The sequence below is a fragment of the Marinifilum sp. RC60d5 genome (genome assembly GCF_052400665.1).
Classification (GTDB): Bacteria; Bacteroidota; Bacteroidia; order Bacteroidales; family Marinifilaceae; genus JBQTGK01.
On sequence record NZ_JBQTGK010000002.1, the window covers coordinates 761,699 to 778,863 of the forward strand.

Below are 17,165 nucleotides of genomic sequence, written 5' to 3' on the forward strand. Positions count from 1 at the left end.
TAAAGCTAAAATCATGAAGAATATTATAAAATCAGGATTTGGAATTGCATTGGTAATGCTGATGTTTTTGGTTGCCTGCGATCCAAATGAATTTGATAAATCAGAATTAAATGGTAGCACAGCTCCAACTACTGAGCAAATGAGTTTCTCAGTTGAGCAGGGAGAGGATGCATATCATTATAATCTTGAAAACTTAACTCCATTATCTGGAATTACAACGGTAAAGTGGGATTTTGGAAACGGAAGTACTGGAGAAGGCAATAGTGTAATTGCTTATTATCCTCTTCCTGGAACTTATGAGCTTACCTTGACAATTACTGCTGCTGATGGTTCAGAAGGTATCAAAACAGCGACTATTGATCAAACAGAAACAGATTATGAGTTTTTGGATAGCCCTGTGTTGACAATGATTTCAGGTGGTGCTTCGGCAAGCGAAGGAAAAACTTGGGTTGTTGATAGTTTAACTTCAGGTCATTTCGGAATTGGTGATCCTGCTTTAAATACACCAAACTGGTGGGCTGCGACACCTTTGCAGAAAACAGGATCGGGCTCTTACGACGATGAATTTACTTTTAAATTGGTTGATTTTATTTTCGACTATGTGAATAATGGAAATTCATATGCTAAAGATTTCCGTTTAGATGATTCTAATTATTCTAATCCGGTTGAAGTTGATGGTACTGATGCTAAAGTTGACTTTACACCAGCAGATGCAAATTGGTCTTTCTCAGAAGTCGATGGTACTTATTACATCACTCTTTCATCGGAGAAACCTTCGTTTTTCGGATTTGATTATGGTGCAGTTAATAATGAATATAGAATTGAATCTATCACAGAAACTAACATGACTTTAAGTTGTATTGGCGGCGATGGTAACAGATGGTATAATGGTTTAGTTCTTAAAGGATATGTTAAGCCAATAGTATCTTTTAATCTTGACGTAGAAGCTACAGGAGAGGAGAATACCTGGGCAGTTAGTTTAGCTGATCTTGTTATTCCTGATGGATTGTTTGTGAATGGTTTTTCTGTAGACTTTGGTGATGGTGGTGAACTTATGGAAACAGAAGATGTAAATGCTACTCTTGAAAATACATACATGAGAAAAGGTACTTATCCTGTTACTGTAACAGTTAAGGCTTCTAACGAAGATTTAGTATCTACAAGTTCTATTGTTGTTGAGAATCATCACTCTACTTACGAACCATTTTTATTGGATATGATGGTAATGTATGTTGATAACAGTGAAGTTGAATTGTCTCCAGTATTGGGACAAGATTGTGCAGTAAGCTTAGTAGAGAATCCTGATAGAATTTATCCAAATAAAGGAGCAAATGTGCTTCATTATTCAAAGGAAAATCAGGAATGGGCGAATGCATATATGCAATTACCTGCTGGTTACCGTTTTGATATTGGTAACAACAGTGTTTTTAAAGTTATGGTTTATGGTAAAGCCGGACAACAAGTATTGTTAAAGCTCGAAAATACTGATAAAGGTGGAAACGCATGGCAAACTGGAACTTACGATGTGATTTATACCATACAGGAAGATGATACTTGGGAACAAGCTGAATTTGATTTCTCAGGAGTAGCTGCAGGTTACGATTGGACTGGTGATCAGTTTACTTCAGATGTAACTACAGATACTCGTTTTAGTCAGGATTTCTACAATGTGATAAGAATCATGTTGAATCCAGGAAATAAAGATGGTGTTCATGAATTCTATTTTGATGATTTGGCAGGACCTCATGTAGAGGGTGTTAAGTCTGGGAAATTGAACTAATAAAAAAATGTTTAAGAGGGTTTTGAGGCAACTCAAAACTCTCTTATTATAATAATTAATAAAATAATAATTCAATGTCTGGATTTAAGAATAATGTTACAGCAATGCTATTTATCCTATTTGTGTTTGCATTTGGTTTTTTGTCTTGCTCGAGTACTGGTGGTGACGATGAAGAAGAATATACAGCAAGTTTTGAATATGAACTTGATGCAAGTAATCCTAATGTTATAAATCTTACAAATACATCAGTAGGAGATTATCTTTATCTTCAGTGGAATTATGGTAATGGAACAACAAGTTCAAAAGAAACAGATAAAACATCTGTAAGATCAATTCATTATCCACAGAAAGGAACTTATGATATTAGCCTAACTGTATGGGGAAATCTAAATACTTTGAGTGATACAAAAACTGTAACTCATTCTATTACAATTGAGGATAATGATACGGATTATATTGAAGGTGAAACTTTGGTATGGTCGGATGAGTTCGATGGTACAAGTGTTAATATGAACAATTGGACTTTTGAAACGGGCGATAATGGTTGGGGAAATAATGAGCTTCAGAATTATACCAATGGAGATAATGCTCATATCGCAGATGGAAAACTGATACTTACCGCCGAAAAAATTAATGATAATAAAACTACCGGATCATATACTTCTACCAGAATGATTACCTGGGGAAAACAGGAATTTACCTATGGTAGAATAGAAGTAAAGGCCAAATTACCTTCAGGAACAGGAATCTGGCCTGCAATTTGGATGCTGGGTGCAAATCTTGATTCTTATGGATGGCCCGCTTGTGGAGAAATTGATATCATGGAATATGTAGGTTATCAACCCAATACTGTTCATGCAACAGTTCATACTTCTGCAGCATCGGGTGCCGATGGCAATGGTAGTTCTAAAGAATTGGAAACTTGCGAAGAGGAATTTCATGTTTATGGAATGATTTGGGATGCAAATAAGATTCAGTTTTATATTGATACTGAGAATAATATTACTCATACTTACTCACCAACTACTAAAACGGCTAAGAACTGGCCATTCGATAAACCTCAATTCTTTATTTTAAATGTAGCAGTTGGAGGTAATTGGGGGGGAGCTCAGGGAATTGACAATACAATTTTCCCTCAGACTATGGAAGTTGATTATGTGAGAGTATATCAGTAAATAAAAAAGTGTTAAGAGGCTACGGCCGATTCAAAATATACAAATTATGATGCAAACTAAGATCACTCTATTTCTAGTTGGTTTATTGCTTTTATCTAGTTGCAAGTTGAAAACAACGGATGGATCGAAAAGCGATCAGAAGTTTATAGATGAAGAATATCAACTGGTTTGGAGCGACGAATTTGATTATTCAGGATTACCTGATTCAACAAAATGGATTTACGATACGGAAGGTAATGATGCTGGATGGGGAAATCAAGAAGCACAATATTATACGGTAGCTAAAAAAGAAAATGCTTGGGTTGAGAATGGAGTACTGAATATTACTGCACTAAAAGAACAAGTTAAGGGAAAGGAATATACCTCTGCTCGTTTAAATTCAAAAGAAACCTGGCTACACGGAAGAATTGAAGTTAGAGCTAAACTTCCAAAAGGAAGAGGTACTTGGTCTGCTATATGGATGATGCCGAAAGATTGGACTTTTAATGATGGAGGTTGGCCTAGAATTGGTGAAATCGATATCATGGAACATGTTGGTCATAATTTAGGAACAATACATGCATCTGCTCACTCTAAGGATTACCAATGGCAAAAAGACACGCAACAAACCAATACTATTCAACTACCTAATGTTGATGAAAAGTTTCATTCCTACATATTAGAATGGACTCCAGAGATTATGAAAGCCTATGTGGATGACCAACTTTATTTTGAATATAAAAATGAAGGGCTGGGGTTAAGTAAATGGCCATATATAAAACCATTCTATTTGATTCTTAATCTTGCAGTAGGTGGTGCCTGGGGAGGTGTTGAGGGTATTGATGATAGTGCATTTCCACAAACAATGGAAATTGACTATGTAAGAATATATCAGAAAAAATAATTGGCCTTAGAAGAATACTGCATACTATATTAAATACCTGAATTTTATGAATTTAAGATATACTGTTTTTATTTCACTTATTGTAGCCTTAGGTGGATTCCTTATGGGATTTGATGCATCTGTTATATCGGGTGTTGTTAAGTTTATTGAACCACAATTCGATTTAACAAAAATTGAATTGGGTTGGGCAGTTAGTTGCTTAACCTTAACAGCCACTTTGGCTATGTTGATGGCAGGTCCTTTAAGCGATAAATTTGGAAGAAGAACAATTCTTAAATATGCTGCAGCATTATATTTTATTTCTGCAATTGGATCGGCAATAGCTCCCAATTTTTGGTTTTTGGTTTTGGCAAGAATGATCGGTGGATTTGGTGTTGGAGCATCGCTGATTATTGCTCCTATGTACATTGCAGAAATTGCTCCTCCAAAAATGAGAGGTACTATGGTTTCCTTTAATCAGTTAAATATTGTAATCGGAATCACAGTTGCATTTTTTACAAATTATTTGATTTTGCAATTAGGAAAATCAAATGCTGGCTGGGTAGAATTATTACAATTTGATAATTACAATTGGCGTTGGATGTTAGGTCTGGAAGCAATACCAGCAATAATTTACTTTATATTTCTGTTTTTTGTTCCTCGTAGTCCACGTTGGTTGGCAATGAATGGATTGGATGATGAAGCTTTTCAGGTAATGACTAAATCATTAGGAGAAGAAGAAGCAAAAGCCCAATTAAAAACAATTACTAAAAGCATTAAAATATCACCTCAAAAGGAGAAAATATCCTTAAAAGAATTGTTCAAACCTTCCATGAAATTGGTTTTACTGATTGGTATTGTGATTGCTGTTACGCAGCAAATTACCGGTATTAATTCAGTATTCTTCTATGCACCAATGATTTTTGAACAAACGGGAATTGGTACCGACGCTTCCTTTTCCCAGGCAATTTTAGTGGGACTAATCAATTTAGTATTTACTCTTTTTGCCATTTGGTTAGTTGATAAAGTCGGTAGAAAGCCACTATTAATCTACGGACTAACAGGAATTGTAATTTCCATGTTTATACTTTCTGCCGGATTTGGCAGAGCCACTTATCAGTTAAGTGAGAAAAATATTCAGGAATGCTCATTATTTGCAGATCCTGTAGAATTGGAATCAATGAAAAATATTGTATTCCAAAGCGATTTAGAATTTAATAATGCATTAGAAAATAGCATTGGCACAAAAGCATTTAAGGAACACCAATCAGATTTTATATCAAAAGCAATTAGCATTAATCCATGGTTGGTTTTGATTGGTATTCTTGGTTTTGTAGCATCATTTGCTATTTCGATTGGACCGGTTATGTGGGTATTGTTCTCAGAGCTTTTCCCGAATCGTATTCGAGGACTGGCCATTTCTTTTGTCGGTCTTATTAACTCAGGAATCAGCTTTCTGGTACAGTTGGTTTTTCCTTGGGAGCAAATCAATTTTGGAAATGCAACAACCTTTTTAATATATGGAGTTTTTGGGGCTATAGGCCTTGTATTTGTATTTTTTATGTTACCCGAAACAAAAGGGAAATCACTGGAAGAATTAGAGCTAATTCTTGTAAAGGAATAGCTATTAGATAAAAATAAGAAGTTTAAGAGTAAGATAATTGAAGTTAAATCAATTAGAATTAAAATGAAGAAGAATAACATTTATTTGGGAGACACGAGTTTGAATTGCAGCGAGGCTGAAGTTGAGGGGGAATTCGTAGAACTACATAATGAAAAGTTTTACAAGATCAGCAATTCTGATCAAATGTCAGACTTCTTTATGAGTATAGTTAGTGATTCAGATCACTGGATGTTCATATCGAGCAATGGCTCTTTGTCGGCAGGAAGAAAGGACAGAAACAATGCATTGTTCCCATATTATACCGTTGATAAGATTCACGATTACAATGATATAACAGGAAGTAAATCAGTGGTTTTAGTTGAAAAAGATGAGAAAACTTATCTATGGGAACCATTTTCGAAAATCTTGAACGAAATATATAAGATTGAAAGAAATCTTTACAAAAGTATTTATGGTAACAAACTAATTTTTGAAGAGATAAATAAAGATCTTGGTCTCGCGTTTCAATATTCATGGAACAATAGTGAGAAGTACGGTTTTGTAAGAAAATCCACTCTTTCTAATGTAACAGATCAACCTGTAAAGTTGGAGATTCTTGATGGAATTAGAAATATTCTGCCAAGTGGTTTGGATTATAATTTTCAGAATGAATATTCCAATCTTTTAGATGCCTATAAAAAAGGTGAGTTGCTTGTTGATTCAGGATTGGGTTTATTCATGCTTAGTTCAATTCCGGTGGATAGAGCAGAACCTAGCGAGTCGTTAAATGCAACTACTGTTTGGTCTACAGGATTAAATGGTAAGAAAATTTTGTTATCCGACAAGCAATTGAATGGATTTAAAAAAGGTTTAAATGTTGAAACAGAAGTTGATATTAGAGCAAGCCGTGGAGCCTATCTGTTAAATGCAGAATTGGAATTAAAGCCTAATATCACAGAAGAGTGGATGATCGTGGCGGAGGTATATCAAGATAGCGTTGCAGTTGCCAATTTGAATGAATTTATCAAGACAGAAAAGAATATTGAGGATTCGATAAACAATGATATTGAAAAAGGAACTTCAAATTTAATTCAGATTGTTGCCGATGCCGATGGTTTACAAATGGGGAATGATGATTTGTCTTATGCTCGTCATTTTTCAAATACATTATTTAATGCCATGCGTGGTGGTATTTTCTCAGATAACTACAATGTAAAAAGTGCTGATCTTAAATTATTTGTTCAGCAAACCAATACCAAAGTAGCTGAAGAATGCAAAGAATGGATTGATCTATTACCAGCTGAAATTACCTATTCAGAGCTGAATAATTTGGCAGAAGCAACAGGGAATACCAATTTAATTAGAATCTGTGCTGAATACTTACCATTAACTTTTAGCCGGAGACATGGAGATCCAAGTCGTCCTTGGAATCAGTTTTCTATTGAAACTAAAAACGAAGACGGCTCTCCAAAACTAAATTATCAGGGAAACTGGCGCGATATTTTTCAAAATTGGGAAGCATTAGGATTGTCCTATCCTGAATTCCTAGAAGGAATGATCAGCAAGTTTGTGAATGCATCTACTGCTGATGGCTATAATCCATACCGAATTACTCGAGAAGGTATCGATTGGGAATGTCCAGATCCGAATGATCCGTGGGCATATATTGGTTATTGGGGAGATCACCAGATTATCTATCTGCAAAAGTTTTTAGAGTTGTCAAATCATTATCATCCTGGTAAGTTAGATGAGATGCTTACAAATGAAAACTTTGTGTATGCAAATGTTCCTTACCGAATTAAGCCTTACGGCGATATTGTAAAAAATCCTCAGGATACAATTGATTTTGATTTTGATTTAAACGATAAGATTAAAGAATTGGCTGCCGAAATAGGAGCCGATGGCAGAATGTTAAGAAAGGGTGAAGCGGGATTGTATCAGGTGAATCTTACTGAGAAAATACTGGTGACTTTATTGGCTAAATTAAGCAATTTTATTCCTGAAGCAGGTATTTGGCTGAATACACAACGTCCGGAATGGAACGACGCCAATAATGCTTTAGTAGGTAATGGAGTGTCGATGGTAACTTTGTATTACTTGAGACGGTTCCTGAAATTCTGGTCTGAAAAATTCAGTACTCTTTCCATAGAAGAAATTGCTATTTCGGAGGAAGTAAACACATTATTGGATCGTATTTTTGATCTTTTCAAATACAATGTATCACTTCTTGAAACTGGTTTTTCTGATGAAGACAGACGACGTTTTGCCGATATATTAGGAGAAGCAGGAAGCAACTACCGCAACGAAATTTATGCAAATTCTTTTTCAGGATTGAAGAAAACTGTAAAAGTTAAAGATTTGCAGGAGTTTGCCGATTTGGCATTGAAATACATGGATCAATCTATAAAAGCAAATAAGCGCAAGGATGGATTGTATCATGCTTACAACTTAATTTCATTTACCGATCAGACAGTTTCAGTTCGTTATTTATACGAAATGTTAGAAGGTCAGGTAGCCGTGTTAAGTTCGGGATATTTAGATGCTAAAGCCAGTCTTGGAGTATTAGATGCATTAAAAGCAAGTGAATTGTTCCGTGAAGATCAGTATTCATACATATTGTATCCAAACAGACAATTGCCACTTTTTACCGAGAAAAATAATATCCCTGCAAAACAGGTAAAGGAATCGAAATTGTTAAGCCAATTAATTGCTGATAATGATGCTTCAATTCTAAGCGCAGATAATTTAGGGAATTATCATTTTAATGGAGCTTTTCGAAATGCAAATGTTTTGGAGAATGCTCTTGAGAAGTTAAATTCATCTGATTATTCAGAGCTACTTGCAGAAGAAAAAGAGCAGGTTCTTGCAATTTTCGAAGAGATGTTTGATCACCAGTCTTTTACTGGTCGTTCGGGAACTTTTTACGGATTTGAAGGATTGGGAAGTATCTACTGGCACATGGTTTCAAAACTATTGCTGGCAGTGCAGGAAAACTATTTTGCTGCAGTAAATGAAAATGCTGATCCAGTTATTATCGGACGATTAAAAGATCATTACTACGAAATAAAAGCAGGTATTGGTTTGTATAAATCACCAGATTTGTATGGAGCATTTCCAACTGATGCTTATTCGCATACACCGGGTAATGCAGGTGCCAAGCAACCTGGTATGACTGGTCAGGTAAAAGAAGATTTTATCTCACGAATGGGAGAGCTTGGTGTTCAGGTTCAGAACGGAGAAATTGTTTTTGCTTCTTCATTATTGAATCATCAGGAAGTATTAACTAAAGATGAATGCTTTGTTTTCTACAATTTAAAAGGAGAGAAACAACAGCTGAAACTTGCCAAGGGACAATTGGGATTCACCATTTGTAAAGTTCCTGTTATTTATTCTTCAACCGGGAAAAATCAAATAACAATTTCATTTAAAAATGGAGAAACGAAAGTGATTCCTGGTAATACAATTGATGGTCAGACGAGTGCTTTGATATTTAATCGAGGTGGCGAAGTTGAGAAGATTGAATTATCGATTTAACAAAAGATAAAGTACTGTATCTGTATTAACACAGTTTAAACAGTTGTTAATACAGATACTTCAAAAAACCTATAAAGCGAAAACCTAATGTCAGTAAGAAGCGAATATTTAATGTCTTTGGCAGGTGTTGACTTGGAAGAAAGAACGAAAGACGAATTAAAGACTTTATATCATCAATATTTAAAAAGTGGAATGCATGGCATTTGCTTTAGTCCTTATATGGAAGGGCAAGAGCCTGGGATAACACAGATTACTGAAGAGCAAATTCGCCGCAGAATGAAGATTATTGCTCCACATACAAAGTGGATTAGATCTTTTTCCTGCACAGAAGGAAATGAATTGATACCAAAAGTAGCTAAAGAGTTTGGTCTTAAAACTATGGTTGGTGCCTGGTTGGGAAAATACCAAAGCATTAACGAAAACGAAATTAAGGGTGTAATTGAAGTTGCAAAAGCTGGATGTGCTGATATTGTTGCTGTGGGTAACGAGGTTTTGTATCGCGAAGATTTAAGTGAAGAGGAACTGTTAAATTATATCTATAAGGTTAAAAAAGAGTTATCGGAAATTCCTGTCGGATATGTTGATGCTTATTATGAGTTTGCTAACAGACCAAAAGTTACTGAGGCATGCGATGTTATTCTGGCCAACTGTTATCCGTTTTGGGAAGGTTGCAGCCTCGAGAATTCATATTTATACATGAAAGATATGTACAACCGTGCATGGAGAGCAGGAAAGGGAAAGAAAGTAATTATCTCAGAAACAGGATGGCCAAATGTGGGAGAGAGATTTCATGGTGCTGAACCGTCGAACGAAAATGCTATGAAATATTTTATCCAGACACAAAACTGGTCGAAAGAAGAAGACATTGAAATTTTCTATTTCTCATCCTTCGATGAAGATTGGAAAGCATCTGATGAAGGTGATGTTGGTGCTTTTTGGGGAATATGGGATAAAAATGAGAAGTTGAAGTTTTAGGTGGAGATGAAAAGTAAAGGAAAATTAAATATAGAATTAGGTAATGCAATATGTTATTCTGGTTTTAGAGAAGAACAAAGTCCTGATACAGGAGTTTTTCCAACTTACGATCAGATAAAAGAAGACTTATTGTTGTTGCAGGGACAATGGAAATATCTCCGCTTGTATGCTTGCGATAAACAGTCGGAAACTGTTCTTAGGGTAATTAGGGAGGAAAAACTTGATTTTAAGATAATGTTGGGAGCATATATTGGTGCCGAAGTAAACAATTTTGGTTGTCCGTGGGGAGGTGTTTACAGCGAAGAGCAGTTGCTTCAAAATAAGGTAAATAACCTTAAAGAAATTGAGCGCCTGATTGCTTTTGCAAACGAATATGAAGATATCGTTTTTTCCCTGTCGGCAGGTAACGAAGCTTCGGTTAGCTGGACCGATCATTATGTGCCGGTTGAGAACATTATCAGTTATGTAAAAATCATTAAAGAAAGAGCTAAGCAGCCGGTAACATTTTGCGAAAACTATGTGCCCTGGTTAGATCATCTGAAAGATTTAGTTGAAGCAGTTGATTTTATCTCTATTCATACTTACCCGGTTTGGGAATACAAAAATATTCATGAAGCCTTGGAATATACCAAACAGAATTATAGCAGTGTTGCTGATAAATACCCTCATAAACCTGTTGTAATTACCGAAGCTGGTTGGGCAACCAACTCAAATGGAAGAGGAATAGATCCGCAGAATGTAAGTGAAGATTTACAGGAAATCTATTATAAAGATTTAATGAAATGGACACAAGAGGAAGAAATTTTATGTTTTTATTTCGAAGCCTTTGATGGACCCTGGAAAGGATCGCCCGAACCATTGGAACCGGAAAAACACTGGGGATTATTTACCGTTGACAGAAAACCTAAGAAAGTAATGCAAAAGCTATTTGCTGATATATCTTAAAATCTATACAGAACTATGAAACAGAGAAATGTAAAATATTTGGTGTTCGCTGGAGTTGCTTTGTTGGCAATATCATTAGCATCATGTAAAAATAAGAATAAAAAGTTGCAGGATAAAAAGGCAGTTAGCATGGAGATTAATCAAGAGAAAAGTGATTTGCTAAATGGAACATCAAGAGCTGTTGCTTATTCAGGCTTTCGCAGCGGACAGCACCCCGACAGAGGAAATGGAGCTGTGAATCCAAGCGATGCTGAAATTTTAGAAGATCTTCAAATTATATCTAAAGATTCCCTTTTTAACATGATTCGTTTGTACGATTCGGGAGAGAATTCGCAGTCAGTATTAAGAATTATCAAAGAAAATAAGCTGAATATTAAAGTGATGCTGGGAGTTTGGTTAAAAGCTGAATTGAGTGCTCATGAAACTTGTAGCTGGCTTACCGAGCCAATTGCTCAGGAGGTATTGGATAAAAATAGTATCGCAAATCAGAAAGAAATCGATACAGGAATTTTGCTAGCAAATGAATATCCCGAAATAGTTATAGCTGTAAATGTTGGTAACGAAGCTCTGGTGGAGTGGAACGATCATAAAGTCGATACCGATAGTATTATTTCTTATGTGCAAAAAGTTCAGAAAGAGATTAAGCAACCTGTAACTGTTGCCGATAATTACGAGTGGTGGGCTGCTCATGGTCAAAAATTGGCTAAAACAGTCGATTTTGTGGCAATTCATGTTTATCCGGTTTGGGAAGGTAAAGATATTGATGAAGCTATGTCGTACACAATTGAAAATGTTCAGAAAGTTCGCAATGCTTTGCCTGATAGCAAACTTGTAATTACCGAAGCAGGATGGGCAACTGTGGCATCAGAATTTGGCGAACGTGCCAGTGAAGAAAAACAGGAGAAATATTATCATGATCTGCTGAAATGGAGTAAAGAAATGAATATTACTACTTTCTTTTTCGAAGCATTCGATGAAGATTGGAAAGGTGAAACGGCAAACCCTCTAGGAGCCGAAAAGCATTGGGGATTATTTACGGTTGATCGTAAACCCAAAAAAGTAATGGAAGATTTTTACAAATAGATTACCAGAGTAAAGATTCTATTTGAATATCATCAATTCAGAACTCCTAATTTTTAATTCGTAATTCAAAAATATGGCACATTATAAAACAGCACAGGAAGATATCGTTCCTTTTGGACAAAAAATGGCATTTGGTTCAGGACATTTGGCCAATCAGTTATTCCCTGCGGCTTTGGGAGTATTCATGGTTGTATTGGTCATGTCCTTAAATATGAATCCGGTTCTCGCTGGTATTTTAGGTGCCTTACCTCGATTGCTTGATGCATTAACAGACCCAATTATGGGTTTTATTTCCGATAACACCAAATCAAAATGGGGAAGACGTAAGCCATATATTTTGTTGGGAAGTGTGATTACCGGTATAGCCTTTATGGTAATGTGGCAATTGGATCCGCAGGCTTCACAAACCTACAATTTTGTTTATTTTTTAATTGTATCCATATTTTTCTACATAGGTTATACCATTTTTGCCACTCCATTAATTGGTTTGGGTTACGAAATGACTTCAGATTATAACGAACGTACTCGTTTAATGGCCGTTTCGCAATGGATGGGACAGGTTGCCTGGATGATAGCTCCCTGGTTTTGGGTGATAATTTACGATCCAAATATTTTTGCCTCTGCTCCTGAAGGAGCTCGTATTTTGGCGATTTGGGTAGGTGCTATTTGTATGATATTGGGAATTTTACCAGCTATTTTCAATAAAGAAATGGTGGTGCCTGATAAAAGTAAAATGGCCGATTTAAGCATGAAAGATTTGGCTGTGAATACTAAAGAATTTATTAGAGGAATAAAACTTACCATTAAGAATAAGCAATTTATGAAATTGTGTGGTTCCACATTTTTTATTTTTAATGGATTTCAAACAATCGCGCAATTTGCCATGTTTATTATTGTCTATTATTTGTTTAATGGAGATAAGGTGGCTGCTGGGTCTTGGCCTGCATGGTTCGGAACGATAAGTGCAATGGCTACTGCTTTTCTTGTAATTCCTATTGTCACAAAATTGTCAGAAAGAGTCGGAAAGAAAAATGCTTTTGTAATTGCAACTTTTGTTTCGATTATTGGATATGCTTTAAAATGGTGGGGATTTAATCCTGCAAATCCGTGGTTAATGTTTATGCCTATTCCATTTCTATCATTCGGAATAGGTGGTTTATTCACCTTAATGATGTCGATGACAGCTGATGTTTGTGATCTGGATGAATTGAATAATGGAGAGCGAAGAGAGGGAATGTTTGGAGCCGTTTACTGGTGGATGGTGAAGCTGGGAACAGCTTTGGCATTGCTAACAAGCGGAATTGTCTTGCAAATGGTTGGTTTTAATGAATCTGTGGATCAGCAAAGTGTTGAAACATTAACCAATCTAAGGATCGCTGATATTGTAATTCCTATTGTAACAGCATTTATTGCAATTTTATTGGTTTGGAAATATGATATTACTGAAAGCAGAGCCTTGGAAATTCGTGAAGCTTTAATTGCAAAAAGGGGAAAAGTAAAGCATTAAAAATATTTAATACATTTATTATGAAATCAAAATACATTGTTGGGTTTTTTTTAAGTCTTGTTACTATGGCTTGTAATACTAAAGATAAAAGTTTACCTGTAGATATTTTCGAAACATCAGCAACAGGAAATCAACTTACAAAAATTGAAAAATCTTCTGCCGAAAATATCGATGCGGAAATCAAAATTAATCCAGATCAGAAATATCAGGAAATTATTGGTTTTGGAGGTTCGTTTACCGAGTCGACTGCCTATTTGATGAATAAAATTGGCAAAGAAAATCGAAAGCTAATTTTGGATGCTTATTTTGGTGAGAATGGAGCAAAATATTCCTTAACAAGAACCCACATGAATTCTTGCGATTTTTCGTTGAGTAATTATTCTTATGCTCCTGTTGAAGGCGATAAGGAATTAAAGCATTTCTCTATCGACGAAGATCGTGATGATATTATTCCAATGATAAAAGAAGCAATGGCGGTTTCGAAAGATGGATTTAAAATTCTCTCATCGCCATGGACAGCACCAATTTGGATGAAAGACAATAAGGATTGGAAAGGGGGTAAGCTATTACCAGAATATTATGATACTTGGGCCTTGTTTTTTTCGAAGTATATCGAAGAATATAAAAAAGAAGGGATTGATATTTGGGGATTTACCGTAGAAAATGAGCCATTAGGAAATGGCTACAACTGGGAAAGTATGCATTACTCTCCCGAAGAGATGGTTGATTTTGTAAACAATTATATGGGACCAAAGCTGAAAGCAGATGGTCATGATGTTAAGATTTTAGGTTACGATCAAAACCGAGATGAATTAAAAGAATGGGCAGATATCATGTATAAAGATGAGGAATCGTCTGAATATTTTGATGGCATGGCAATTCACTGGTATGCGAGTACTTATGATTATATGCCTGAGGCTTTACAGTATACATACAATAAAGCACCCAATAAACTGATGATTCAATCGGAAGCATGCGTTGATGCAGAAGTTCCTCATTGGAAAGATGATGCCTGGTATTGGAAAAAAGAAGCAACCGATTGGGGAATTGATTGGGCGCCAGAAGAACAGAAGTATTTACATCCTAAATATGTTCCGGTTTATCGTTATGCACGCGATATTATTGGTTGTTTAAATAACCATGTACAAGCTTGGATCGACTGGAATATGGTTTTGGACACCAAAGGCGGACCTAACTGGGCAAATAACTGGTGTTTGGCTCCTGTTATTGTCGATCCTGAAAAAGATGAGGTGTATTTTACGCCTATGTACTACACTTTAGCACATTTTAGCAAATACATTCGCCCGGGTGCAGTAAGAATAGGATTCGAATTAAGCGACGATAGTCTTATGACTACAGCCGCACAGAATCCTGATGGATCGATTGCTGTGGTGATTTTGAATATGAATAAAGAAGCAAAGCAGTTAAAATTAGCATTGGCAGGAAAAGAAACTTTCTTTAAAATTGATGCTCAGGCTATTCAAACAATTATAATTAAGTAGGATGTAATAAAGCTGAAAGTCTTAAATATAATAGCCCGGGGCATCGCCCCGGGTACTAAAATAAATTGTAATCGTAGCTACAATATTTGATAGGAGAAAAATAGTTGTTTGCGACGAAATTAGATTAGGTAGATAAAGTTTGTTTTAAAGTACGACTCAGATGAAAATCCATATAAGCATTCTTATCCTCTTCATTTTAACCGCATGTAAGTCAGAGGGAATTAGTAACAAAGTATCTGTTGCAGGAAGAAATGTACATGTAAATGATTCAGCTTATTTAATAAAAGGGATTTGTTATCATCCGGTTCCCAAAGGAAGCAGCGAACGTAATTTTGAAACTCTTTCGCAGGATTTAGACTTGATGAATGAGGCAGGCATAAATACCATTCGTTTGTATTCTCCGCTTGATGATATTACAGTTCTTGATAAAATTAATGAGGCAGGAATAAAAGTCATCGTGAGCTTTGGATACAATCAGAAAGGCTATTTTGATATTCTATCCGGAACATTTATCGATTACATTAACAAATACAAATCGCATCCGGCTATTCTTTTTTGGGAGTTGGGAAATGAATACAATTATCATCCTGAATGGTTTGAGGGAGATGTGAAAAATTGGTACAACGCTTTGAATGAGGCTACAAAGTTAATTCATGAGCGAGATTTATTTCATCCGGTGGCAACAGCTCACGGAGAACTTCCCGATTCTTTAGCACTTTCTGTTTGTACTGATATTGATATCTGGGGAATGAATGTTTACCGTTGGGATAATCCTGAAAAGTTATTTTCTGAATGGAAACGTATTAGTGATAAACCAATGTATTTATCTGAAGCAGGTGCCGATAGCTATATGACGATTGCCAGGAGTGGTTATGAGCAAGGAGAAAATCAAATAGCTCAGGCCGATGCTACTAGAAAAATTCTGGATGCTACGTTCAGAAATCAGGACGTTTGCATGGGCGTAACTCTGTTCGCTTTTGTTGATGAGTTTTGGAAAGCAGGAAATTTGGATACCCAGGATCCTGGAGGATGGGCGCCAAATAGTAGCGGTGTTCCTTACGATGGAAGTCCCAACGAAGAATATTGGGGAATTGTTGATATCAATAGAAACAAGAAGGAGGCATTTCTGGTTGTGAAAGAAAAATACAACAATTTAGTTGGTGTCAACTAGTTTATATCAAGCCTATTATAATGAATAAAACAATATTATTTTCACTGATGTTTTGTGTGTTTATAAGCTGTACACAAGAAAGGAAAAATACCAATATGGTGCATATTTTAAAGAATGAAAAGCTTGAAATTCATATCGATTTGCCATCGGTGAACTATCAATTTTCAAGATTCGATTGGACAGGTAAAATTACAGCCGTAAAATATAAAGGTATTCCTGTATCTACTCAGGAAAAAATAGATGGAGATCCGAAACATATATTTGGAAAAGGCTTTTACAATGAATTTGGAATTGAAATGCCCGTAGGTTTCGATGAGATAAATAAAGGTGAGAGCTTTCCTAAAATCGGTGTTGGTTTGTTAAAAAAAGACGTAAAAGACTATCATTTTAGCCATCCTTATAGGATTCAGCCTGCTACTTTTAAAATTTCTGAGAATGCTAACAAGCTAGTTGTAGAATGTGAATCAAAAAGTTTAAGCGATTATTCCTATGTATTAAGAAAAGAAATCGAATTGTTGGAAAGTAGTTTTGTAATTCATTATAAACTTGAAAATACGGGAGCAAAAACCATTACTACCAATGAGTATTGTCACAACTTTTTAGCCATCGATAATGAGCTAATGGGTAGCAATTATATTTTAAAATTTCCATTTGATTTAAAACCTGAAATATTCGATGCAGCCTTAAATCCGGAAAAAAAAGTGCTTGTAGATAGAGAACAAATTACTTTTAATAATACTCCGGAAGAGCAATTCTTTTTTGGAAACCTGTCAGGGAATAAAATGGTTCAGGCCAGTTGGGAGTTAATTAATACAAAAAGTAAAATTGGAATCAGGGAAACCGGAAATTTTAAAACATCCAAAATTAACCTTTGGGGATGGAAACATGTAATTAGTCCTGAACTGTTTTTCGATATCAATTTAAAACCCAATGAGGAAATTGAGTGGAGTAGAACATATAATATTTACGAGATAGATTGATTACTGAAACGAATCCCGAGATTTTAAGTATTCATTTTGCGTCTTAGA

The 17,165-nt window shown here is 35.5% G+C and carries 12 protein-coding genes; all 12 read left to right on the top strand.

Going from position 1 to position 17,165, the window contains the following annotated elements; all coding sequences use genetic code 11:
• Positions 1-13: 13 nt before the first annotated feature.
• The gene (locus ACT3CE_RS07065) at positions 14-1,780 is read left to right on the top strand and encodes a PKD domain-containing protein (RefSeq protein ID WP_444709062.1); all 1,767 of its coding nucleotides are present in this window, start codon (positions 14-16) and stop codon (positions 1,778-1,780) included.
• 74 nt (positions 1,781-1,854) lie between these two features.
• A complete protein-coding gene (locus ACT3CE_RS07070) occupies positions 1,855-2,955 on the top strand; it encodes a family 16 glycosylhydrolase (protein ID WP_444709063.1) in 1,101 nt (366 codons plus the stop codon).
• Between the two features lie 46 nt (positions 2,956-3,001).
• On the top strand, positions 3,002-3,838 hold the full coding sequence (locus tag ACT3CE_RS07075) for a glycoside hydrolase family 16 protein (RefSeq protein WP_444709064.1): 837 nt from the start codon (positions 3,002-3,004) through the stop codon (positions 3,836-3,838).
• Positions 3,839-3,884: 46 nt separating this feature from the next.
• The gene (locus tag ACT3CE_RS07080; protein WP_444709065.1) at positions 3,885-5,441 is read left to right on the top strand and encodes a sugar porter family MFS transporter; all 1,557 of its coding nucleotides are present in this window, start codon (positions 3,885-3,887) and stop codon (positions 5,439-5,441) included.
• Between the two features lie 63 nt (positions 5,442-5,504).
• Positions 5,505-8,954 carry a hypothetical protein gene (locus ACT3CE_RS07085; protein ID WP_444709066.1) on the top strand — a complete coding sequence of 1,150 codons (3,450 nt, stop codon included), beginning with the start codon at positions 5,505-5,507 and terminating at the stop codon, positions 8,952-8,954.
• An 87-nt stretch (positions 8,955-9,041) separates the two neighbouring features.
• Positions 9,042-9,929 (top strand): glycoside hydrolase family 17 protein, encoded by an 888-nt coding sequence (locus ACT3CE_RS07090; protein ID WP_444709067.1) that lies wholly within the window; start codon positions 9,042-9,044, stop codon positions 9,927-9,929.
• Positions 9,930-9,935: 6 nt separating this feature from the next.
• Entirely contained in the window at positions 9,936-10,874 is a 939-nt protein-coding gene (locus ACT3CE_RS07095) for a glycoside hydrolase family 17 protein (protein WP_444709068.1), read from the top strand.
• Between the two features lie 15 nt (positions 10,875-10,889).
• Positions 10,890-11,957: a glycoside hydrolase family 17 protein gene (locus tag ACT3CE_RS07100; protein WP_444709069.1), complete on the top strand. Its 1,068-nt coding sequence runs from the start codon at positions 10,890-10,892 to the stop codon at positions 11,955-11,957.
• A 73-nt stretch (positions 11,958-12,030) separates the two neighbouring features.
• On the top strand, positions 12,031-13,464 hold the full coding sequence (locus ACT3CE_RS07105; RefSeq protein ID WP_444709070.1) for an MFS transporter: 1,434 nt from the start codon (positions 12,031-12,033) through the stop codon (positions 13,462-13,464).
• A gap of 20 nt (positions 13,465-13,484) precedes the next feature.
• A complete protein-coding gene (locus ACT3CE_RS07110; RefSeq protein ID WP_444709071.1) occupies positions 13,485-14,966 on the top strand; it encodes a glycoside hydrolase family 30 protein in 1,482 nt (493 codons plus the stop codon).
• A gap of 160 nt (positions 14,967-15,126) precedes the next feature.
• Positions 15,127-16,137 carry a glycoside hydrolase family 2 TIM barrel-domain containing protein gene (locus ACT3CE_RS07115; protein WP_444709072.1) on the top strand — a complete coding sequence of 337 codons (1,011 nt, stop codon included), beginning with the start codon at positions 15,127-15,129 and terminating at the stop codon, positions 16,135-16,137.
• A gap of 95 nt (positions 16,138-16,232) precedes the next feature.
• Positions 16,233-17,117, top strand: coding sequence for a hypothetical protein (locus tag ACT3CE_RS07120; RefSeq protein WP_444709073.1), 885 nt, complete (start codon positions 16,233-16,235; stop codon positions 17,115-17,117).
• The last annotated feature ends 48 nt before the right edge of the window (positions 17,118-17,165 follow it).

Coding starts and splice junctions, on each gene's coding strand:
- ACT3CE_RS07065 (WP_444709062.1), top strand. CDS start 14: ATGAAGAATATTATAAAATCAGGATTTGGAATTGCATTGGTAATGCTG.
- ACT3CE_RS07070 (WP_444709063.1), top strand. CDS start 1,855: ATGTCTGGATTTAAGAATAATGTTACAGCAATGCTATTTATCCTATTT.
- ACT3CE_RS07075 (WP_444709064.1), top strand. CDS start 3,002: ATGATGCAAACTAAGATCACTCTATTTCTAGTTGGTTTATTGCTTTTA.
- ACT3CE_RS07080 (WP_444709065.1), top strand. CDS start 3,885: ATGAATTTAAGATATACTGTTTTTATTTCACTTATTGTAGCCTTAGGT.
- ACT3CE_RS07085 (WP_444709066.1), top strand. CDS start 5,505: ATGAAGAAGAATAACATTTATTTGGGAGACACGAGTTTGAATTGCAGC.
- ACT3CE_RS07090 (WP_444709067.1), top strand. CDS start 9,042: ATGTCAGTAAGAAGCGAATATTTAATGTCTTTGGCAGGTGTTGACTTG.
- ACT3CE_RS07095 (WP_444709068.1), top strand. CDS start 9,936: ATGAAAAGTAAAGGAAAATTAAATATAGAATTAGGTAATGCAATATGT.
- ACT3CE_RS07100 (WP_444709069.1), top strand. CDS start 10,890: ATGAAACAGAGAAATGTAAAATATTTGGTGTTCGCTGGAGTTGCTTTG.
- ACT3CE_RS07105 (WP_444709070.1), top strand. CDS start 12,031: ATGGCACATTATAAAACAGCACAGGAAGATATCGTTCCTTTTGGACAA.
- ACT3CE_RS07110 (WP_444709071.1), top strand. CDS start 13,485: ATGAAATCAAAATACATTGTTGGGTTTTTTTTAAGTCTTGTTACTATG.
- ACT3CE_RS07115 (WP_444709072.1), top strand. CDS start 15,127: ATGAAAATCCATATAAGCATTCTTATCCTCTTCATTTTAACCGCATGT.
- ACT3CE_RS07120 (WP_444709073.1), top strand. CDS start 16,233: ATGGTGCATATTTTAAAGAATGAAAAGCTTGAAATTCATATCGATTTG.